14 protein-coding genes and 1 riboswitch are annotated in these 15271 nt (G+C 38.6%); of the genes, 11 read left to right on the plus strand and 3 right to left on the minus strand.

What is annotated here, in order from left to right; all coding sequences use genetic code 11:
- The 7 genes from aroC to B4F08_RS07825 form a co-directional block, all read left to right on the plus strand.
- Positions 1–858 (plus strand): chorismate synthase (aroC, locus tag B4F08_RS07795; RefSeq protein WP_291374037.1); only part of this gene is annotated, 858 nt, incomplete at its 5' end.
- Positions 859–926: 68 nt separating this feature from the next.
- Positions 927–1436 (plus strand): GNAT family N-acetyltransferase, encoded by a 510-nt coding sequence (locus tag B4F08_RS07800; RefSeq protein ID WP_291374038.1) that lies wholly within the window; start codon positions 927–929, stop codon positions 1434–1436.
- A 218-nt stretch (positions 1437–1654) separates the two neighbouring features.
- On the plus strand, positions 1655–2455 hold the full coding sequence (locus B4F08_RS07805; protein WP_291374039.1) for a hypothetical protein: 801 nt from the start codon (positions 1655–1657) through the stop codon (positions 2453–2455).
- Between the two features lie 250 nt (positions 2456–2705).
- Positions 2706–2792: riboswitch (glycine riboswitch) on the plus strand.
- A 133-nt stretch (positions 2793–2925) separates the two neighbouring features.
- Positions 2926–4170: a D-amino acid dehydrogenase gene (locus B4F08_RS07810; protein WP_291374040.1), complete on the plus strand. Its 1245-nt coding sequence runs from the start codon at positions 2926–2928 to the stop codon at positions 4168–4170.
- Positions 4171–4363: 193 nt separating this feature from the next.
- A complete protein-coding gene (locus tag B4F08_RS07815) occupies positions 4364–4591 on the plus strand; it encodes a hypothetical protein (protein ID WP_291374041.1) in 228 nt (75 codons plus the stop codon).
- A 239-nt stretch (positions 4592–4830) separates the two neighbouring features.
- Positions 4831–6261, plus strand: a complete 1431-nt coding sequence (locus B4F08_RS07820) for a GGDEF domain-containing protein (RefSeq protein WP_086210642.1) — start codon at positions 4831–4833, stop codon at positions 6259–6261.
- Between the two features lie 52 nt (positions 6262–6313).
- Positions 6314–7804: an amidase gene (locus B4F08_RS07825; protein WP_291374042.1), complete on the plus strand. Its 1491-nt coding sequence runs from the start codon at positions 6314–6316 to the stop codon at positions 7802–7804.
- Between the two features lie 53 nt (positions 7805–7857).
- Here the strand turns inward: B4F08_RS07825 and B4F08_RS07830 are convergent, their stop codons facing one another.
- The 3 genes from B4F08_RS07830 to B4F08_RS07840 all read right to left on the minus strand — a co-directional run bounded on the left by B4F08_RS07830 (position 7858) and on the right by B4F08_RS07840 (position 12277).
- Positions 7858–9012 (minus strand): MFS transporter, encoded by a 1155-nt coding sequence (locus B4F08_RS07830; RefSeq protein WP_291374043.1) that lies wholly within the window; start codon positions 9010–9012, stop codon positions 7858–7860.
- Positions 9013–9130: 118 nt separating this feature from the next.
- A complete protein-coding gene (locus B4F08_RS07835; RefSeq protein WP_291374044.1) occupies positions 9131–11068 on the minus strand; it encodes an esterase/lipase family protein in 1938 nt (645 codons plus the stop codon).
- 129 nt (positions 11069–11197) lie between these two features.
- Positions 11198–12277 (minus strand): zinc-binding metallopeptidase family protein, encoded by a 1080-nt coding sequence (locus B4F08_RS07840; RefSeq protein ID WP_086210638.1) that lies wholly within the window; start codon positions 12275–12277, stop codon positions 11198–11200.
- Between the two features lie 404 nt (positions 12278–12681).
- On the opposite strand from B4F08_RS07840, the gene B4F08_RS07845 reads away from it, so the two are divergent.
- The 4 genes from B4F08_RS07845 (at position 12682) to B4F08_RS07860 (ending at position 15153) form a co-directional block, all read left to right on the plus strand.
- Entirely contained in the window at positions 12682–13173 is a 492-nt protein-coding gene (locus tag B4F08_RS07845) for a hypothetical protein (protein WP_291374045.1), read from the plus strand.
- Between the two features lie 318 nt (positions 13174–13491).
- A complete protein-coding gene (locus tag B4F08_RS07850) occupies positions 13492–13614 on the plus strand; it encodes a hypothetical protein (protein WP_265733403.1) in 123 nt (40 codons plus the stop codon).
- A 4-nt stretch (positions 13615–13618) separates the two neighbouring features.
- On the plus strand, positions 13619–14074 hold the full coding sequence (locus B4F08_RS07855) for a CopG family ribbon-helix-helix protein (RefSeq protein WP_086210636.1): 456 nt from the start codon (positions 13619–13621) through the stop codon (positions 14072–14074).
- 56 nt (positions 14075–14130) lie between these two features.
- Positions 14131–15153 carry an ABC transporter substrate-binding protein gene (locus B4F08_RS07860; protein WP_291374046.1) on the plus strand — a complete coding sequence of 341 codons (1023 nt, stop codon included), beginning with the start codon at positions 14131–14133 and terminating at the stop codon, positions 15151–15153.
- The last annotated feature ends 118 nt before the right edge of the window (positions 15154–15271 follow it).

Consider the following 15271-nt stretch of genomic DNA (forward strand, 5'->3'; position numbering starts at 1 on the left):
ACACCAATTGGTTTATTGATCCGTAACACCGATCAAAAATCCAAAGATTACGGTAACATTGCACAAAGCTTCCGTCCGGGACATGCAGACTATACTTATACACAAAAGTACGGTTTCCGTGATTACCGTGGCGGTGGTCGTTCGAGTGCGCGTGAAACGGCTATGCGTGTGGCTGCGGGCGCGATTGCGAAAAAATATTTGGCCGAAAAGTTTGGTGTTTTAATTCGTGGTCATGTGACCCAAATTGGAACTGAAGTTGCTGAAAAATTGGATTGGAATGAAGTACCCAATAATCCTTTTTTCTGCGGTGATGTCGATGCCGTACCGCGTTTTGAAGCACTGGTGACTTCATTGCGTGAACAAGGTACCAGTTGTGGCGCAAAGCTTGAAATTTTGGCTGAAAAAGTACCTGTAGGTTGGGGTGAGCCTGTTTTTGACCGTCTAGATGCTGACATTGCCCATGCCATGATGTCCATTAATGCTGTCAAAGGGGTTGAGATTGGTGATGGTTTTGCCGTTGCTGGTCAGTTCGGACATGAGAGCCGTGATGAGCTAACCACAGATGGCTTCCTCGCGAACCATGCCGGTGGCATTTTGGGTGGTATTTCGAGTGGTCAAACCATTCGTGTTGCAATTGCGCTTAAACCAACAGCGTCTATTACCACACCGGGTAAAACGATCAATATTAATCGTGAAGACACGGATGTATTAACCAAAGGTCGTCATGACCCTTGTGTGGGTGTACGTGCGGCTCCGATTGCAGAGGCAATGCTTGCGATTGTTTTAATGGATCACTTTATGCGCCATCGTGCTCAAAATGCAGATGTCGTTGCCCCATTTGCGCCGATTGAATGCTAGAGAATTTTCTTCCTATTTAAGAAAATACACATTAAAGTCAGACTTCGGTCTGACTTTTTTATTTGAATATGAAAGACAATATAATTCGCTTGGTAAAATTAAATGATATTGAAAACGTTGTAGATGTCATCAATATTGCCTATCGTACCAACCAAGGTTGGACACATGAATTTAATGTTGTTGCTGGAGATCGTATATCTTCAAAGCAGTTAAAAATCGAACTACAAAAAGAAAATTTTAAGCTCTTTGTTTTAGAAGCGGATGGTCAAATTTTGGGGTGCATTGGCTTAACCGAAGATGTTGACTCTATTGAAATTGGAAGTTTTGCAATTTTACCTATGCATCAAAATTCAGGTTATGGAAAGAAATTACTCAATTTTGCAGAAGTTTTTGCTAAACAAAAGCAACATATTGCTAGGTTGAACATGTCGGTCTTAAATGTAAGAAAAGAATTGTTAGCATATTATGCACGTCATGGTTATCACGATACTCATAAGACGGAATCTTACCCATTGGATGCCAATGTAGGACAACCTTTGATTAACCTTCATTTGGTCTTACTGAGTAAACAAATTTAATGTTTAGGTCTTTTAAATTTCTGAAAAAATCATCAATAACACAGAATAATTGGGTATGAGCCGTATGTGGCGCAAGGAGCATAAGAGCTAGAGTTGTAAGTTTAGTGTGTTAACCCAACAAATGGCTCTAGTCTTTCTCTTTTTTTAAGCCAATTTCTTATCTTTGATTCGAGTTAAGTCATTTAGATAGTTTATTTTTTTAATAAGAAGGAATGGGTATGAATGAAAAGCTAAGCAGCGTAAGACGAGGCACCATTTTATTTTTATCATTACTCACAGTTTTGGTTATTTCATTGTTGATATACGGCTATGACAGTATGCATGATCCTGAAAAAGTCAAAGCTCGATTATATGCTTGTGGAAAATTTGGTGATCGGCACATGCTCATTGATAAGCAGTATTTATATTATGGCAGAGTGACTTATCAAGGTGTGAATTATTGGGGAAAAAATATCGAAGAAGAACACGAGGCTAAAGGTTGTGATGATCAAATTCAAAGTATTGATTTGAAAGTGAAATGGCCTGAAATGAAAGCATCTAGAGAAGGCTTTAGACTAGATTCTGAAAATAAAGATGTGATCACAATAGCATTAAACCAACGTTCCGTTTGGAAAGAGGAGTGGGGAAGTAAAGACTTCTTTAATTTTTTTGGTCATTTAAAAAGAAAATTAAGAAAAGGAATGTTTTCTTCTAGTGGAGAAGAGGTGAGTGAAATATGGATAGATGAAACAAAAACATTTAACTCAGATTTGGGGCTCTATGAAATAGAGGTAAAAAGTGATGACGGTGTTGGAAAAAAGGTGTATTGGCAGGAGCGTAAAGGTAAAGGGGTAAGTCTCACTATTGTATGTCTTTATTTTAAGAGTGGTGAAACAAGTTGTGAATTTAATACACATCAACCCAATTATGGGTTTAATACGAGTTATCTCACTATAGACTTTCACAGTGAGTTATTACCTCATTGGCAAGAAATTTATCAAGATGCAGAACAACTCATTCATTCTTTTAATACTGAGTAAAGATAAAATGAAACATCCAAAGAGTATAGCCATAACCATGATCAAAGACTTTTAGATGACTTTGGGGTAGCTCTAATGTATGACTGGATGTGTGCTATTTTAAAGCATTAGCAGCGTTATTTTCATTAATATAGTGCAAAGCTTGCCCTAAGCTGAGGTTGTGCTCTATAACAATAAACAAAAGATAATACTTTAAGAGCAGTTTCCAATCGGGTGATTACATGGTATATAAATTGCTCATAGAATAATAAGCATTATTGCAGGAGAGAAATGTTCTGCATTCGCCGAAGGAGCAACGACCCCGGAAACTCTCAGGCAAAAGGACTGTAATAATGAAAAAACTCTGGAGAGAAGTGTTCAATCACTCACCGAAGGGGATGGTTTAAAGCTTCATGGGAAGTTTTAGATCGAAGCTCTCAGGTACACATGACAGATGGGGTTTGACATCAAACAATAAAAAGGAGGTGTCTATGTGTCATGTCGTTGTCATTGGTGCTGGAATTACAGGCGTCACAACTGCGTATGAATTAAGTTTACTTGGCTATCAAGTGACCGTTGTTGACCGTCATCTATTTCCAGCCATGGAAACTTCTTTTGCAAATGGTGGACAACTGTCTGCATGCAATGCTGAAGTTTGGAACCAAAAATCGACAGTGCTGAAAGGCATGAAATGGATGTCTCAAAAATCTGCGCCGTTGTTGCTGAATCCATCTTTTAGTGTACATAAATATGCATGGTTGATGGAATTTCTAGGCAATATTAAACATTATGAGACCAATACCCGCGAAACAGTCCGCTTAGCTCTATTGGCTCGTCAGCGCTTATTTGAAGTTGCTGAAAAAGAGTCGATTGACTTTAACTTAGAGAAGCGTGGAATTTTACATTTTTATCATAATAAACAAGACTATGACGTTGCTATTCGCGTCAATGATATGTTGAATAAAGGTGGACTTGAACGTTGCGGTGTAAGCAATGAAGAAATTAAGCAAATTGAGCCGACCCTGACTGGTGACTATTATGCAGGATTCTACTGTGAAGGTGATGCCACGGGTGATATTCATAAGTACACCACAGGTTTGGCAGAAGTCACCCAAAGATTAGGTGTAAAATACCGTTTTGGGATGGATGTAACGGATATTCAACATCTATCGACGGGTGTTGAGGTGAAATTACAACCGAGTTCTGAAAATGTAGAATTGGCACCGAATGATGTTGAGATTTTGGCTGCCGATGCTGTTGTGGTTTGTGCTGGTGTAGGCAGTTACCAACTGGCAGAGTTAGTCCAAGAACGTGTCAATGTCTATCCAGTGAAGGGTTATTCGATTACCGTTATGTTGAATGACGAAGAGAGTCAGCAAAATGCACCATGGGTAAGCTTGCTAGATGAAAGTGCGAAAATCGTCACTTCACGTTTAGGTAAAGACAGATTCCGTGTAGCGGGAACAGCTGAGTTTAATGGCTATAACCGTGATATTCGAGCGGATCGTATTCAGCCTTTGGTGGACTGGACTAATCGTAACTTTAAAGTCTCGACAGAGCATGCGGTTCCTTGGGCGGGCCTTCGTCCGATGATGCCTAATATGATGCCAGTGGTACGCCGTGGAAAATTAGAGCGTGTGTTCTTTAATACAGGACATGGGCATTTAGGCTGGACGCTATCTGCTGCGACAGCAGCCATGATTAGCCAAGAGGTTGCCACAGCTTATCCTGTTTAAGCCAAAGGTTGTATTGGGTTATATGAGAAATGATAAAAACAAACTCAAGTTGGGCTTGTTTTTATCATTTTGACTTAATGATGTTATAATTCTGCCTTAATTTCAAAAGATTGCTCACAAACTAATACTTTAAACTGCATCAAAAATACGTAGTATGGTTTCAGGTAATTGATGACTAATTCGAAGGTGAATAATGATTAACATGAAAATGGCTTTGGTGGTTTTAGCTTCTGCAACGATGATTTCGCTTGCGGCATGTAGCGATAAAAAACAAGAAGCTGAACAAACAGCAGTGGAAAGTTCAGCAACCGAAACACCAGTAACCAATATTGAGGTGAGCCCTGACATGATTGATGCTGCACCTTTAGAGTCTGAGGAGGCAGGTGCATCAGTGCCAGTAGCTGCTTCTGAAGCAAAATAAGTTCACTATAGAAAAGCCTCCTGATTTGGAGGCTTTTTTAAATGGGCAACTTTTTTTTACAAATGATATAAATTTAGAGCATAAATAAAAAATAATATTGAAACGCCACCTAACAATCTATACAGTTTGTTTAGTAAATATTGTCAATGCAAAATGACTTCTATTCAATGAGTATTTGAAGTCTAAAGGGCAATAAAAAACATGATGTTGCTAAACTCATGTAAACATGAGGGAATATTTTGTACGCAGGAAAGCTAACAGAAGTACCATTTAACTTTAAACAACATGGCCGCGCATGTGCATTGATTGCTTTGGTCATTTTTGTCTGTTGTTTGCTTGGAATACTGACACGACCGATTGCATATTTTGCTTATTTTTGGCCCGCCAATGCTGTACTCATCGGCTTGTTTTTAAGATTTCCTCAGTTAAGAAATCTGGGGGGATGGATAGGCGCTTTTATTGGTTATATGTCTGCGGACTTGGTAACGGGAAACCATTTTGAACTAACTTTAGCATTAACTGTTGCCAATTTTATTACAGTCAGTGTCTCTCTGTTTTTTATTCAATATTTACAAATAGATTATCGTTCTGATAATAAAGGATTAAATTTTCTTTATTTATTTTTAGTCTGTATATTTATTGGCTGTTTCTTTAGTGCGATTTTTGCTGTGACCGTTGTTCCACATATGCCACATACATTTATGACGGCAGATGACTCTTGGTCTGAGTTTTATATTTGGTGGACAGGTGAAGTCTTAAATTGTATCTCTATTTTACCATTGATGCTTACGTTCCCGACTGGGAAAAAGTTCACCAATATTTGGAAAAATCGGAGGCAGTGTGAGACAAAGTTTATAGATTTATTGCCACTATTTTCTGTTATTGTTTCTGTGGCTTGTACACATATTTTCTTTGGTCCAGGCGCTTTGCTTTTTCCTTTAGCAGGGTTGATTTGGGCGGCCTTGAGTTATAATTTATTTTACGTCAGTGTAATTAATAGTACCGTCTGCTTGGTGCTATATCATAGTTTAACAACCTATTATATTTCACGAACTGCAGATAATTTTTTGGCAACGTCAATGTCCGTAAGAATTGGTCTATGCATGCTGATGATTGCGCCTTTGCTATTATGTATCGTAAGCCGAAATCGGCATGCTTTATATAAGGAAGTCTTATATCTTGCCAATCATGATCCTTTAACTCATGTGGCTAATCGTCGTTTTTTCTTTACAGAAACTGAGAATCTACTAAAACAAAATCAATTCAAATCGCTTACGATTATTATGCTTGATATTGATCATTTTAAAAAAATGAATGATCAATATGGGCATTATATAGGAGATGTTTTGCTACAAAGCTTTGCAGCCACGGTCAAAAGTAATTTGCGTGAACAAGATCTATTTGCACGTATGGGGGGAGAAGAGTTTGTTGTGGTGTTGAAGAATACGAACTTAGTTGAAGCAGAAATGATTGCAGAGCGTATTTGTCGTGCCGTAGCGTTGTCCAAGACTCAAGTGGCGCATGCAGTTTTAAATATGACCGTGAGCTTAGGCGTAGTGCATCAGGTGCTACCAACGCAAAATAGTCTACAGAGTATTTTAAATCAGGCAGATCGGGCGCTTTACCAAGCGAAAACATTAGGGCGGAACCAAGTACGTATTGCCTCTTAATCTAAAAGCAGGTAAAACTAGATAACAATAAGAATTATATATTTGGATCACAATGATTTTTTCTGAATATCTGCAATACGATGCTTTAGGATTGGCTGAGTTAGTTGCACAAAAACAAGTCCATCCTGCTGAATTATTACAACTTGCGATTGAGCGCAGTCAGCAAGTTAATCCAGCCTTAAATGCCATTATTATTCCCATGCATGATTATGCTAAAAAGCGCGCTCAGAATGTGTTATCTGGGCCATTTGCTGGTGTACCATTTTTAGTTAAAGATTTATTTCAGGAATATGCGGGTTATCCCACCTCTTATGGGTGCCAAGCCTTTAAACGAACGGGGTATATTGCACAGCACAATGCAGAAATAGTGAACCGCTGGGAGAAAGCTGGGATCTTGACCTTTGGACGTACCAATACGCCTGAATTTGGTATTAAAGGTATTACTGAACCTGATGCTTGGGGTAGTTGTTGTAATCCATGGAATTTAAAACATAATAGTGGTGGATCATCTGGTGGTTCTGCTTCGGCCGTTGCAGCAGGGATTGTACCGATTGCTGGTGCAGGTGATGGGGGAGGATCAATTCGGATCCCTGCATCATATTGTGGTTTATTCGGTCTTAAACCAAGTCGTGGACGTACGCCGTGGGGTCCAGATATGAGTGAAGCAATGCATGGTGCAGCCATACAGCATGTATTGGCGAAAACTGTGCGAGATAGTGCTGCAATGCTTGATGCAACGCACGGTGCGGAACATAGCTCATTGTTTAAAATTGAACAGCCCGGCCAAAGCTATTTGGCCTGTCTACAGCAGCCAGTAAAAAAACTTAAAATTGCATTTTGTACGCAGTCTCCTATTGGAACTACAGTATCTAAAGATGCTATTGCTGCTGTACAGCATACGGCACATTTGTTGGAGTCATTAGGGCATACAGTAGTTGAAGCACAACCTGAAATTGATGGTATGGCATTGGCCCGCGACTTTATCACGACATGGTTCAGTCAATTTTCGTATATGTTAGAGCAGATCAAACAACAAGTCCCAACAACAGCAGGCGATTTCGAGTTGGATTCTTTAACTCTGGCTGCCTTTGGTGCGAAAACAACAGCCTTAGAATATATTCATAACCTGAATCATTGGGGAATATATGTGACTCGAATGAACCAATTCTTTGACCATTATGATCTTTATTTAACTCCTGCAACTGCTTCAGTCGCGCCCAAAAATGGACAAGTTTCTACACCTTTATGGCAAAAGCCGATTCTAAAAAGCCTACTTAAAGTCGGTAAGGTGCATTTGCTCGCTCAAGGGAAGTTGGTAGATAAAATTGTAAAAGATAATCTGCTTTGGGTGCCTTTTACACAACTGGCAAATATTACAGGCTTACCCGCAATGTCTGTACCTTTGTATTGGAATGCTAATAACCTACCGCTTGGTTCGCAGTTTATTGCGCCTTTTGCCCGTGAAGACTTGCTACTACAATTGGCCAATCAACTTGAACAAGCTCAACCATGGTTTCATAGATATCGTGAGATCCACGTATAGAAAGGCTATGTTAGTTTAACTACCCAAGCTATAAGTGTCGCTCAAAAAGCGGCTTAAGCTTGTACTTCTTTGGGCAGAAAGATTACCAAAGACAGCCCGAATAAGACGGCAATACCAGCCAAAATAAAAATATATTCGCCTGATAGAATGCTCCAATAATGTCCTGCAAGAATACTGCCTGATGCGACACCAAGGCCCCACATGGTGCTATAAAGTGCCTGTCCACGGCCTTGTTGGCCTAAACTAAAATTTTGGAAAATGATGCGCATAGCAATCAAATGGAATAAACCAAAACTAAAGGCATGAATGGTTTGTGCTAAAAATTGAATCGTGAAGATTTGTGGAAAAGAACCTATCAAAAACCAGCGTAGCGCCGTGAGAATGAGGCAAACAGAAACAAGGAGCCGCCATGAAAAACGTTTGAAAAACACCTGAGCAACGGCAAACATAATAATTTCAGCCATGACGCCCACTGACCATAAAAAACCAATTTCAGTGGTTGAATAGCCTGTTTGTTTTAAATAGTTGCTATAGAAACTATAAAATGGGGCATGTGAAAAAAGTAGAATAAATTCAATGCTAAAAAATGCGGCTACGACAGGCTTTTTTAAGATAGGTAAGAGTGGCTCAAGGTGCTTTTGAGAATTGGGAGCTGTGGTTGGCTCACGAATGTTAAACGACCAAAGAAAAGCCAAAAAAGAAATACATAGTAGTAGAATGGGCAGCATAGAAATTGGAATTATTTCTAATAATGCACCAATACCAAACACACCGACTATAAAACCAATAGAACCCCATTTCCGGACTTTTCCATATAATGCACTCCGTTGTTCTCCGAGCCAAAATAGGGTAACACCTTCAAATTGAGCTAAAATTGCATTTTGGAAAAAACTAAAAATTAGCATGAGCAGAGCAACGGCTTGAAAGGAGTTTGGAATGATAAAAATCATGAACCAAATACAAGCTTCCATCCATGTAGCAACTCGGACTAAGAGCATCCGTTTCCCTGATTTATCTGCAATCCAACCCCAAATAAACGGGGCAAAAAAACGGGTAATAATGGCAATGGATGAAAGAATACCGATTTCACTGTAGTTAAAGCCTTGATCTTCGAGATATAAACTCCAAAACGGCATGAATGTGCCTACAATAGAATAATAAAAGAAGTAAAAACCAGCCAGTCGGTGCTGAATGGGGAATGGAAGCATTGTGCTGTATTCCTTGCTAAAGCGAAAATATTCAAAAAAGTGTTAAAGCATTTACTTATTTAAGCTTGGCTATATTTTCTAAAATAAGATAATTATATCAAAAACTTAGCAGTATTGATTATCTGTTTGGGTTTTGTTCAAGGTGCAGTCTTAAAATACGACGTAACTCCAATAAAGTCTCTGCTTCTTCATGTACTGAATGCTTCGCTTTAATAATTTTTTCAGATACAGCATGGTCTAAATGTGAACTCGAATAGGGCACAATACCATCACTCATTTCACGTGTATCATTGGTCTGACGGTAGTTACCCATAATCGAATGATAGGGAATGGTGGAAACAGGCATGATGTTATGGGTCAACGTCATAAAACGAGACTTTGGACTTAAGTCATCTGGTCCTGATTGCACCATGCCTTTAGTGCTAGAGCTGCCATTCAACTGCATATCAACTTGGTTAAAAAACGTGATTGGTAGCTTCACCATTTTTTTCACTACCCCCATATACCAGCGATCGGACAGTTCACTGCCACGGTGAGGTGCAGCAATAAATACTGCACGTCCAATAGGTAAGTCTGAGTGGAACTGAAAACGGTCTTTGATGATCGGATACTGTTGCAAGCGAATGTATTGTTCATAGTTTAAAAGTGGAATCACTTGTTCCGAAATATCTTGCTCACTGATCAATAAACGACTAATCACGCCTCCCATACTATGTCCAATCAACACAGCATCACTGGCTGAACGAGAGTTAGGTTTAACTTGTGCAAAGGCTTTTTTGAGTAGGGCGTGAATTTGATAGCGACTTTCAAAAATGGGCATATTGGTCGAATAGAATACCTGCCAAACTTGAAAGTTTTCACGTAAGACTTTGTCACCTAAAATGTTATTGGTCAGGTTGATCCATGTTTCAGGACTGCTGGCTAAGCCATGAATGAGGATAATAATTTCCTTATTTGGTTGATATGGTTCAAGCATATAGACATGCGGCATCCGTAAGCGTTCTGTTCGATCAAGTAAGGTTAAATAACCTGTTGAGCCTAATTTATTTTCAGCTAACCAATAGGCAAAAGGTACGGAATAATTTGCCGTGAGGATGTATTTTTGTTGGTTAATTTCAACGTACTTTTGTGTATATGGATTAAATAACTCAATCTCAAAAGTAGCTGTTCCGTTGAGGATATTTTCAATATCACTTTCTGCATTTTGGGGCTGTGCTGTAGCAGTGACAGACAAATATTGTGCAGAATGTATATTTGGATTGCGCTGATTTTGATAAAACAATATAGGGTCAAGGATAAAATCATTTTTAGTGGGTGGTTCCGACGCTGTAGCGACCACAAACTCTGCACCAAGACCATCTTGACGGTTGACTTGATAGAAACCTGAGAAATTTAAATTATAACTTGATTGAACTCGTTCAATACCTTTATTTTTGAGTTCGGGATAGTGTTCTAAGCTTATGAGGTATCTGCTTTTTTTTATGTTGAGTTGCGAAGGAACTTGCTGAAAAGGCTGCGTGTGGTACGCCGTAGTAATGAGACGTGATAATGCAACATTATAAAAGCTTCTGACATGCATTTGTCTTTGATCAAAAACGCGGGTACTTGGGCTTTCTTGCATTTTAAATAAGTATACATAGCTATAGCGTAAGCTTTGGTCAAATGCTTCTAGGCTATTCTGCAAGCAAGGATTCTCACCCGAGGTCTCTGATTGGGTACAGTCTCTTTGCTTTGATAGCTGTAATGCTTGGGCTAAATATAGTTCACTTAATGCTGCATAACGTTCATCAACAGCAATGGTATTTTGTTGATTTAAGCGGTTTAAACATATTTCCAATTTAGCAGTGCATTGTTGTGGAGTCAGGCTAAGTAGTTTTAATAAACTTAGGGTTTCGGTACTTAATTGGTCATGCGTTAATATATTTTCCGACTTATTACGAATGGATTGGTGAATGGTTTTTTCTTTAACTTTGACCAACTGGCAGGCAGGGAATAAAGCAATAATTAATCCTAAAATAAAAGACCGTGGTAAAGCATGATGTCTTTGTGAAAGCATAGTTTTTAGCACGGCAGTTATCTATATAGGCTAAACATGTCTTTTATTTTATGACAATTATTACTGAGATACATCAAAGTTCGTGATGTGATCATTTAACTATTTCATATTTGGTTTTAGGGTTTAGGTTCAAGTTATTTCGAGATGAAACGCTTTACCCAACACATGTTTATGAATAAACCGTAATTTATCGAGTACTGGATTGGACAAGGTAAAAGGATAGGCATCCTCTAACCCCATGCTCCGATTCAAAGCATTCAAATTAAAGGTTAGTGTCATCCATTGTTTCAGTAGTAGATCAAAATCTTGAGCGCCTATGGGGTTCTCATAAAAGGCTAAGTCATTCTCGTCTTTCCTGTTGTTTCGAACAATTAAACCTGCGTAGTAAGCGGTTTCTAGCGTATCCATCATATGTAAATAATGTGCCCATGTTTCTGCCCAATCTTCCCATGGGTGTGTACTGGCATAGGAGCTCACATAAAATTTATCCCAGTTTTGTGGTGGGCCATCTTCATAGTGACGTCGTAGTGCTTCGTTATAGTCTTGGCGTTCATCACCAAAAAACTGACGAAATTCATCGACCAGTTCAGGGTGGAGCGATTTAATGAGATCAAAATAATAATGCCCACTTTCATGGCGAAAGTGACCCAAAAGTGTTCGATAATTTTCCCCCATTTTAATACGTGTGGTTTCACGATAAATAACATCTGCTTCACTGGCATTGAGAGTAATGACACCATTGGCATGTCCAGTCAGCACAGGCAGACCTTGTTCTGGCATTAAAAAATTAAAGCGTAGCCCAGAACGGTCATCATCGTTATATTTGGGTCTCGGCATAATATTAAGACGTTGCATTAAATATAAAAAACGGCGTTTAGCATGTTCGAGGCGGGACCAGTAGACGATATGATCAGGATTCTCTAGACTTGGGATGGTATAGGTAAGCACGCATGATTCACAGTAAATATCGCTACTTTCAGCTGGAATGACCCAATTACACACTTGATGATGCTGATAGTTATAGCAAGGTTTATAGCGTTTTTCTTGATATTGTTCATTGAGCGCCAACCAAAGTACGGGACTATGTTGTTCAAAACTCCCCATGTCTTTTTCTGATGCAATATAACCGAGTGTAGTTTGGCAACTCACACATTGTGAGTTAGCAAAAAAGACTTGGTTTTGGCAGGATGCACAAGTAAAAAATTTCATTGGCGGCTGTATCAGTCGTGATCTTTTGGACTTAGTATAATTGATGTTGATTCAGTTCGTCATGCATAGTGATCGGTTTCATTTGTCTTTTAAAACTGAATTGCTGACTGCGTATAATATTTATAATGAACGATATTTGCTTGATGGCTTTTGTCGAAAAGATAATCTTTCCTGTATTTATGCGTGTGTTAGAGCAAATCCATGAAAAAGGCGATTAAACATAACTGCTGTTTTCAGTCAGCTACTGTGAGTGGTTTTGCAGATGGTGCTTAATCGTATAAAATTTATATCGTAGTGTAATAAAAAGCTTGATTTAGGCGCAGATTCGTCAAAAATAGTACGTATGTGAAGTCATCCCTTATTTGAACTTTTAAAGTTTTTTAAGTTTCTAGGAGTAAAATATAATGATAATGAACGTATCACCAAAAAAATGGCTACTCATGGGGTTAGGAGCGATGTTCCTTTCGGGTTGTGCAACGACCGCTACAGACCCAAGTCGTCAAAATGTGGGTACGACAGGTTTGCTGATTTGTGCGAAAAATGAGCTTTGTCCAGTAGTTACTGTAAGCTGGAATGAATCGAACAAGGAGTTACTTAAATTAAAAATTCATTTGAGTAGTACCTATAACAAATATGATATCCAAAAGGTTGAATTTACAAATGAGCAAAAAAGCCAATCCTTTGCTGTAACAGGCCCTACAGAGCATGATCATGTGTTAGGTGCAAACCGTTCTACGAATTATATTTTAGCGCCTGTGAATTTGATGGGCAGCTTAAAAGGCACGAGCTCAATTAAAATGAATATTTATACTGACAAAGGAATTATCTCTCGATATGTCTATAAAGATGGTGTTTCCGCACCAATTTTGGGTGAGTTCCAGAAAGTGTATCAATAAAGAAAAAATCGCCATTTGGCGATTTTTTTTATCTGCCAGATTGATATCTGGATAAGTAGTATTGCCCCCGTATCTTCTTGACGATGGTTATTACTTGGTATGCTAGCTCTTATTTTATAAATGTTTTACTGAAAATCATCTTTGATTTCCCACAATGCACTTAGATGTGTCACTTCTAAAAATAAAAAATAATTCCGCACAAAAAATAAACGTTTTTATGCGCTGTAGCTTTAAATTTGCTTTAAAAAATTGGCATGCATTCTGCTTATTTATTGGTAATACAAAAAACTTTTTTGGTAATACTGATAGGGGTTGCAGATGTCTAAACACTTCAAAGAGAGTTTAATCGCTTTAATCTCCATACTTAAGCTATTTGCCATAGAAATTTTAAGTGCAAGAGCTGGAATTTACATCAAACAAGATTTAACGAAAAAAGGATAACGACGTGTCTAAACCAAAGTTGGCGCGAATCAGTATTACTGTACCAGAACGAACCGTTGATGCATTGGATCAAAAAATTGTTGATCAACACTATGAAAGCCGTTCGCAAGCAATCGTCGATATGATCAATAAGCATTTGATCGCGGATCAAGAGCAACGTAACGCCGTGATGGTAGGGACTTTCACTTTACTTTATAACGCCAGTGTGACCCCACTTAGGATCCAATTGCTAGATTTACAGCGCCAATTTTTAGAACAAGTCGTGAGCTCACTGCATATTCAATTGGACGAGCAAAAGATTCTAGAAGTGATGATTTTACAGGGTCTAAGCACTGAGTTAAAAGCTTTAAGTCAAAAATTCATTGCCTTGAAAGGGGTGATTAAAGGGCATTTGGAGCTTATGGATGCCGTAATGCCTCCGATTCCGCAAAACGAAAATCTGAATGCATTGAAATCATAATGCTGTACATCTATTAGAGAGCAACTTTAAGCCTAACTGCATCGGGGAATAACCTCATGATTAAACAAGTATTTTTATCAGTATCTATGGTTTCTGCTACTTTCTTGGCAGGGTGTGACAATACTGCCAAGGTTCCAGAAAAGCAGAAAACGGCATCTGCCTCAACCAACACGCAGCCAATCACCATTGGCTATAGTGATTGGCCTGGCTGGGTTGCTTGGCAAGTTGCAATTGAAAAGGGGTGGTTAAAGGATGCAGGCTTGAATGTTGAATTTAAGTGGTTCGATTATTCGGCATCTATTAACGCATTCTCAGCGAATCAATTAGATGCAATCTCAGTATCGAATGGGGACAATTTGGTCATTGCTTCTGGAGGAACCAAGGGCGTAATGATTATGGCCACTGATTATTCTGCTGGAAATGACGTTATTATTGCGAAAGATGGGATCAACTCAATTTCAGATTTGAAAGGGAAATCAATTGCTGTTGAAAAAGGGCTAGTTGATCATCATTTGTTATCTACCGCGTTAAGTGATTATAAAATTCAAGCGACTGATGTGACTTTAGTAAATGCTGTTACCAATGAGCTCCCTCAAGTATTTTCAAGTCCCGATGTTGCAGCAATTGCTGTATGGCAACCCGTTGCAAATCAGGCTTTGAAAGCTGTTGCTGGTTCTAAAATTATTTATAGTTCTAAAGACAAACCTGGTTTGATTTATGACACTTTAACGGTGAATACGGCACATCTATCCTCACATAAAGAAGATTGGAAAAAAATCATACAAGTATGGGATAAAACCGTTAAATACATCAATGATCCAGCAACGCGTGATGATGCAGTCAAAATCATGGCAAAACGTGTTGGTGTTGAACCAGCTCAATATTTACAATTTATAGATGGAACACATTTACTGGATATAGATGCGAACAAGAAAGTCTTTGCCAAAGGCAATGGGTTAGATTCGATTTATGGTTCAACATATTTTGTGAATGAGTTTAACGTCAAAAATGGTGTGTATAGCACGAAGGTAGATGTTGATGGTGTGATCTTTCCTGAATTGGTCGAAGGTCTGAAATAATACAAATAATTTTTAAGAGGCTTTCTTTAAAAGAAAGCCTCTTTTGTATTTGAGGGTGATGTATTTAAAACACTTTCTTTATCAATGACACATACTTCAAGTTTAATCCTGATGCAGT

The sequence above is a fragment of the Acinetobacter sp. UBA6720 genome (assembly GCF_002454215.1).
GTDB lineage: Bacteria > Pseudomonadota > Gammaproteobacteria > Pseudomonadales > Moraxellaceae > Acinetobacter.

Coding starts and splice junctions, on each gene's coding strand:
- B4F08_RS07800 (WP_291374038.1), top strand. CDS start 927: ATGAAAGACAATATAATTCGCTTGGTAAAATTAAATGATATTGAAAAC.
- B4F08_RS07805 (WP_291374039.1), top strand. CDS start 1,655: ATGAATGAAAAGCTAAGCAGCGTAAGACGAGGCACCATTTTATTTTTA.
- B4F08_RS07810 (WP_291374040.1), top strand. CDS start 2,926: ATGTGTCATGTCGTTGTCATTGGTGCTGGAATTACAGGCGTCACAACT.
- B4F08_RS07815 (WP_291374041.1), top strand. CDS start 4,364: ATGATTAACATGAAAATGGCTTTGGTGGTTTTAGCTTCTGCAACGATG.
- B4F08_RS07825 (WP_291374042.1), top strand. CDS start 6,314: ATGATTTTTTCTGAATATCTGCAATACGATGCTTTAGGATTGGCTGAG.
- B4F08_RS07830 (WP_291374043.1), bottom strand. CDS start 9,012: ATGCTTCCATTCCCCATTCAGCACCGACTGGCTGGTTTTTACTTCTTT.
- B4F08_RS07835 (WP_291374044.1), bottom strand. CDS start 11,068: ATGCTTTCACAAAGACATCATGCTTTACCACGGTCTTTTATTTTAGGA.
- B4F08_RS07840 (WP_086210638.1), bottom strand. CDS start 12,277: ATGAAATTTTTTACTTGTGCATCCTGCCAAAACCAAGTCTTTTTTGCT.
- B4F08_RS07845 (WP_291374045.1), top strand. CDS start 12,682: ATGATAATGAACGTATCACCAAAAAAATGGCTACTCATGGGGTTAGGA.
- B4F08_RS07850 (WP_265733403.1), top strand. CDS start 13,492: ATGTCTAAACACTTCAAAGAGAGTTTAATCGCTTTAATCTCCATACTT.
- B4F08_RS07860 (WP_291374046.1), top strand. CDS start 14,131: ATGATTAAACAAGTATTTTTATCAGTATCTATGGTTTCTGCTACTTTC.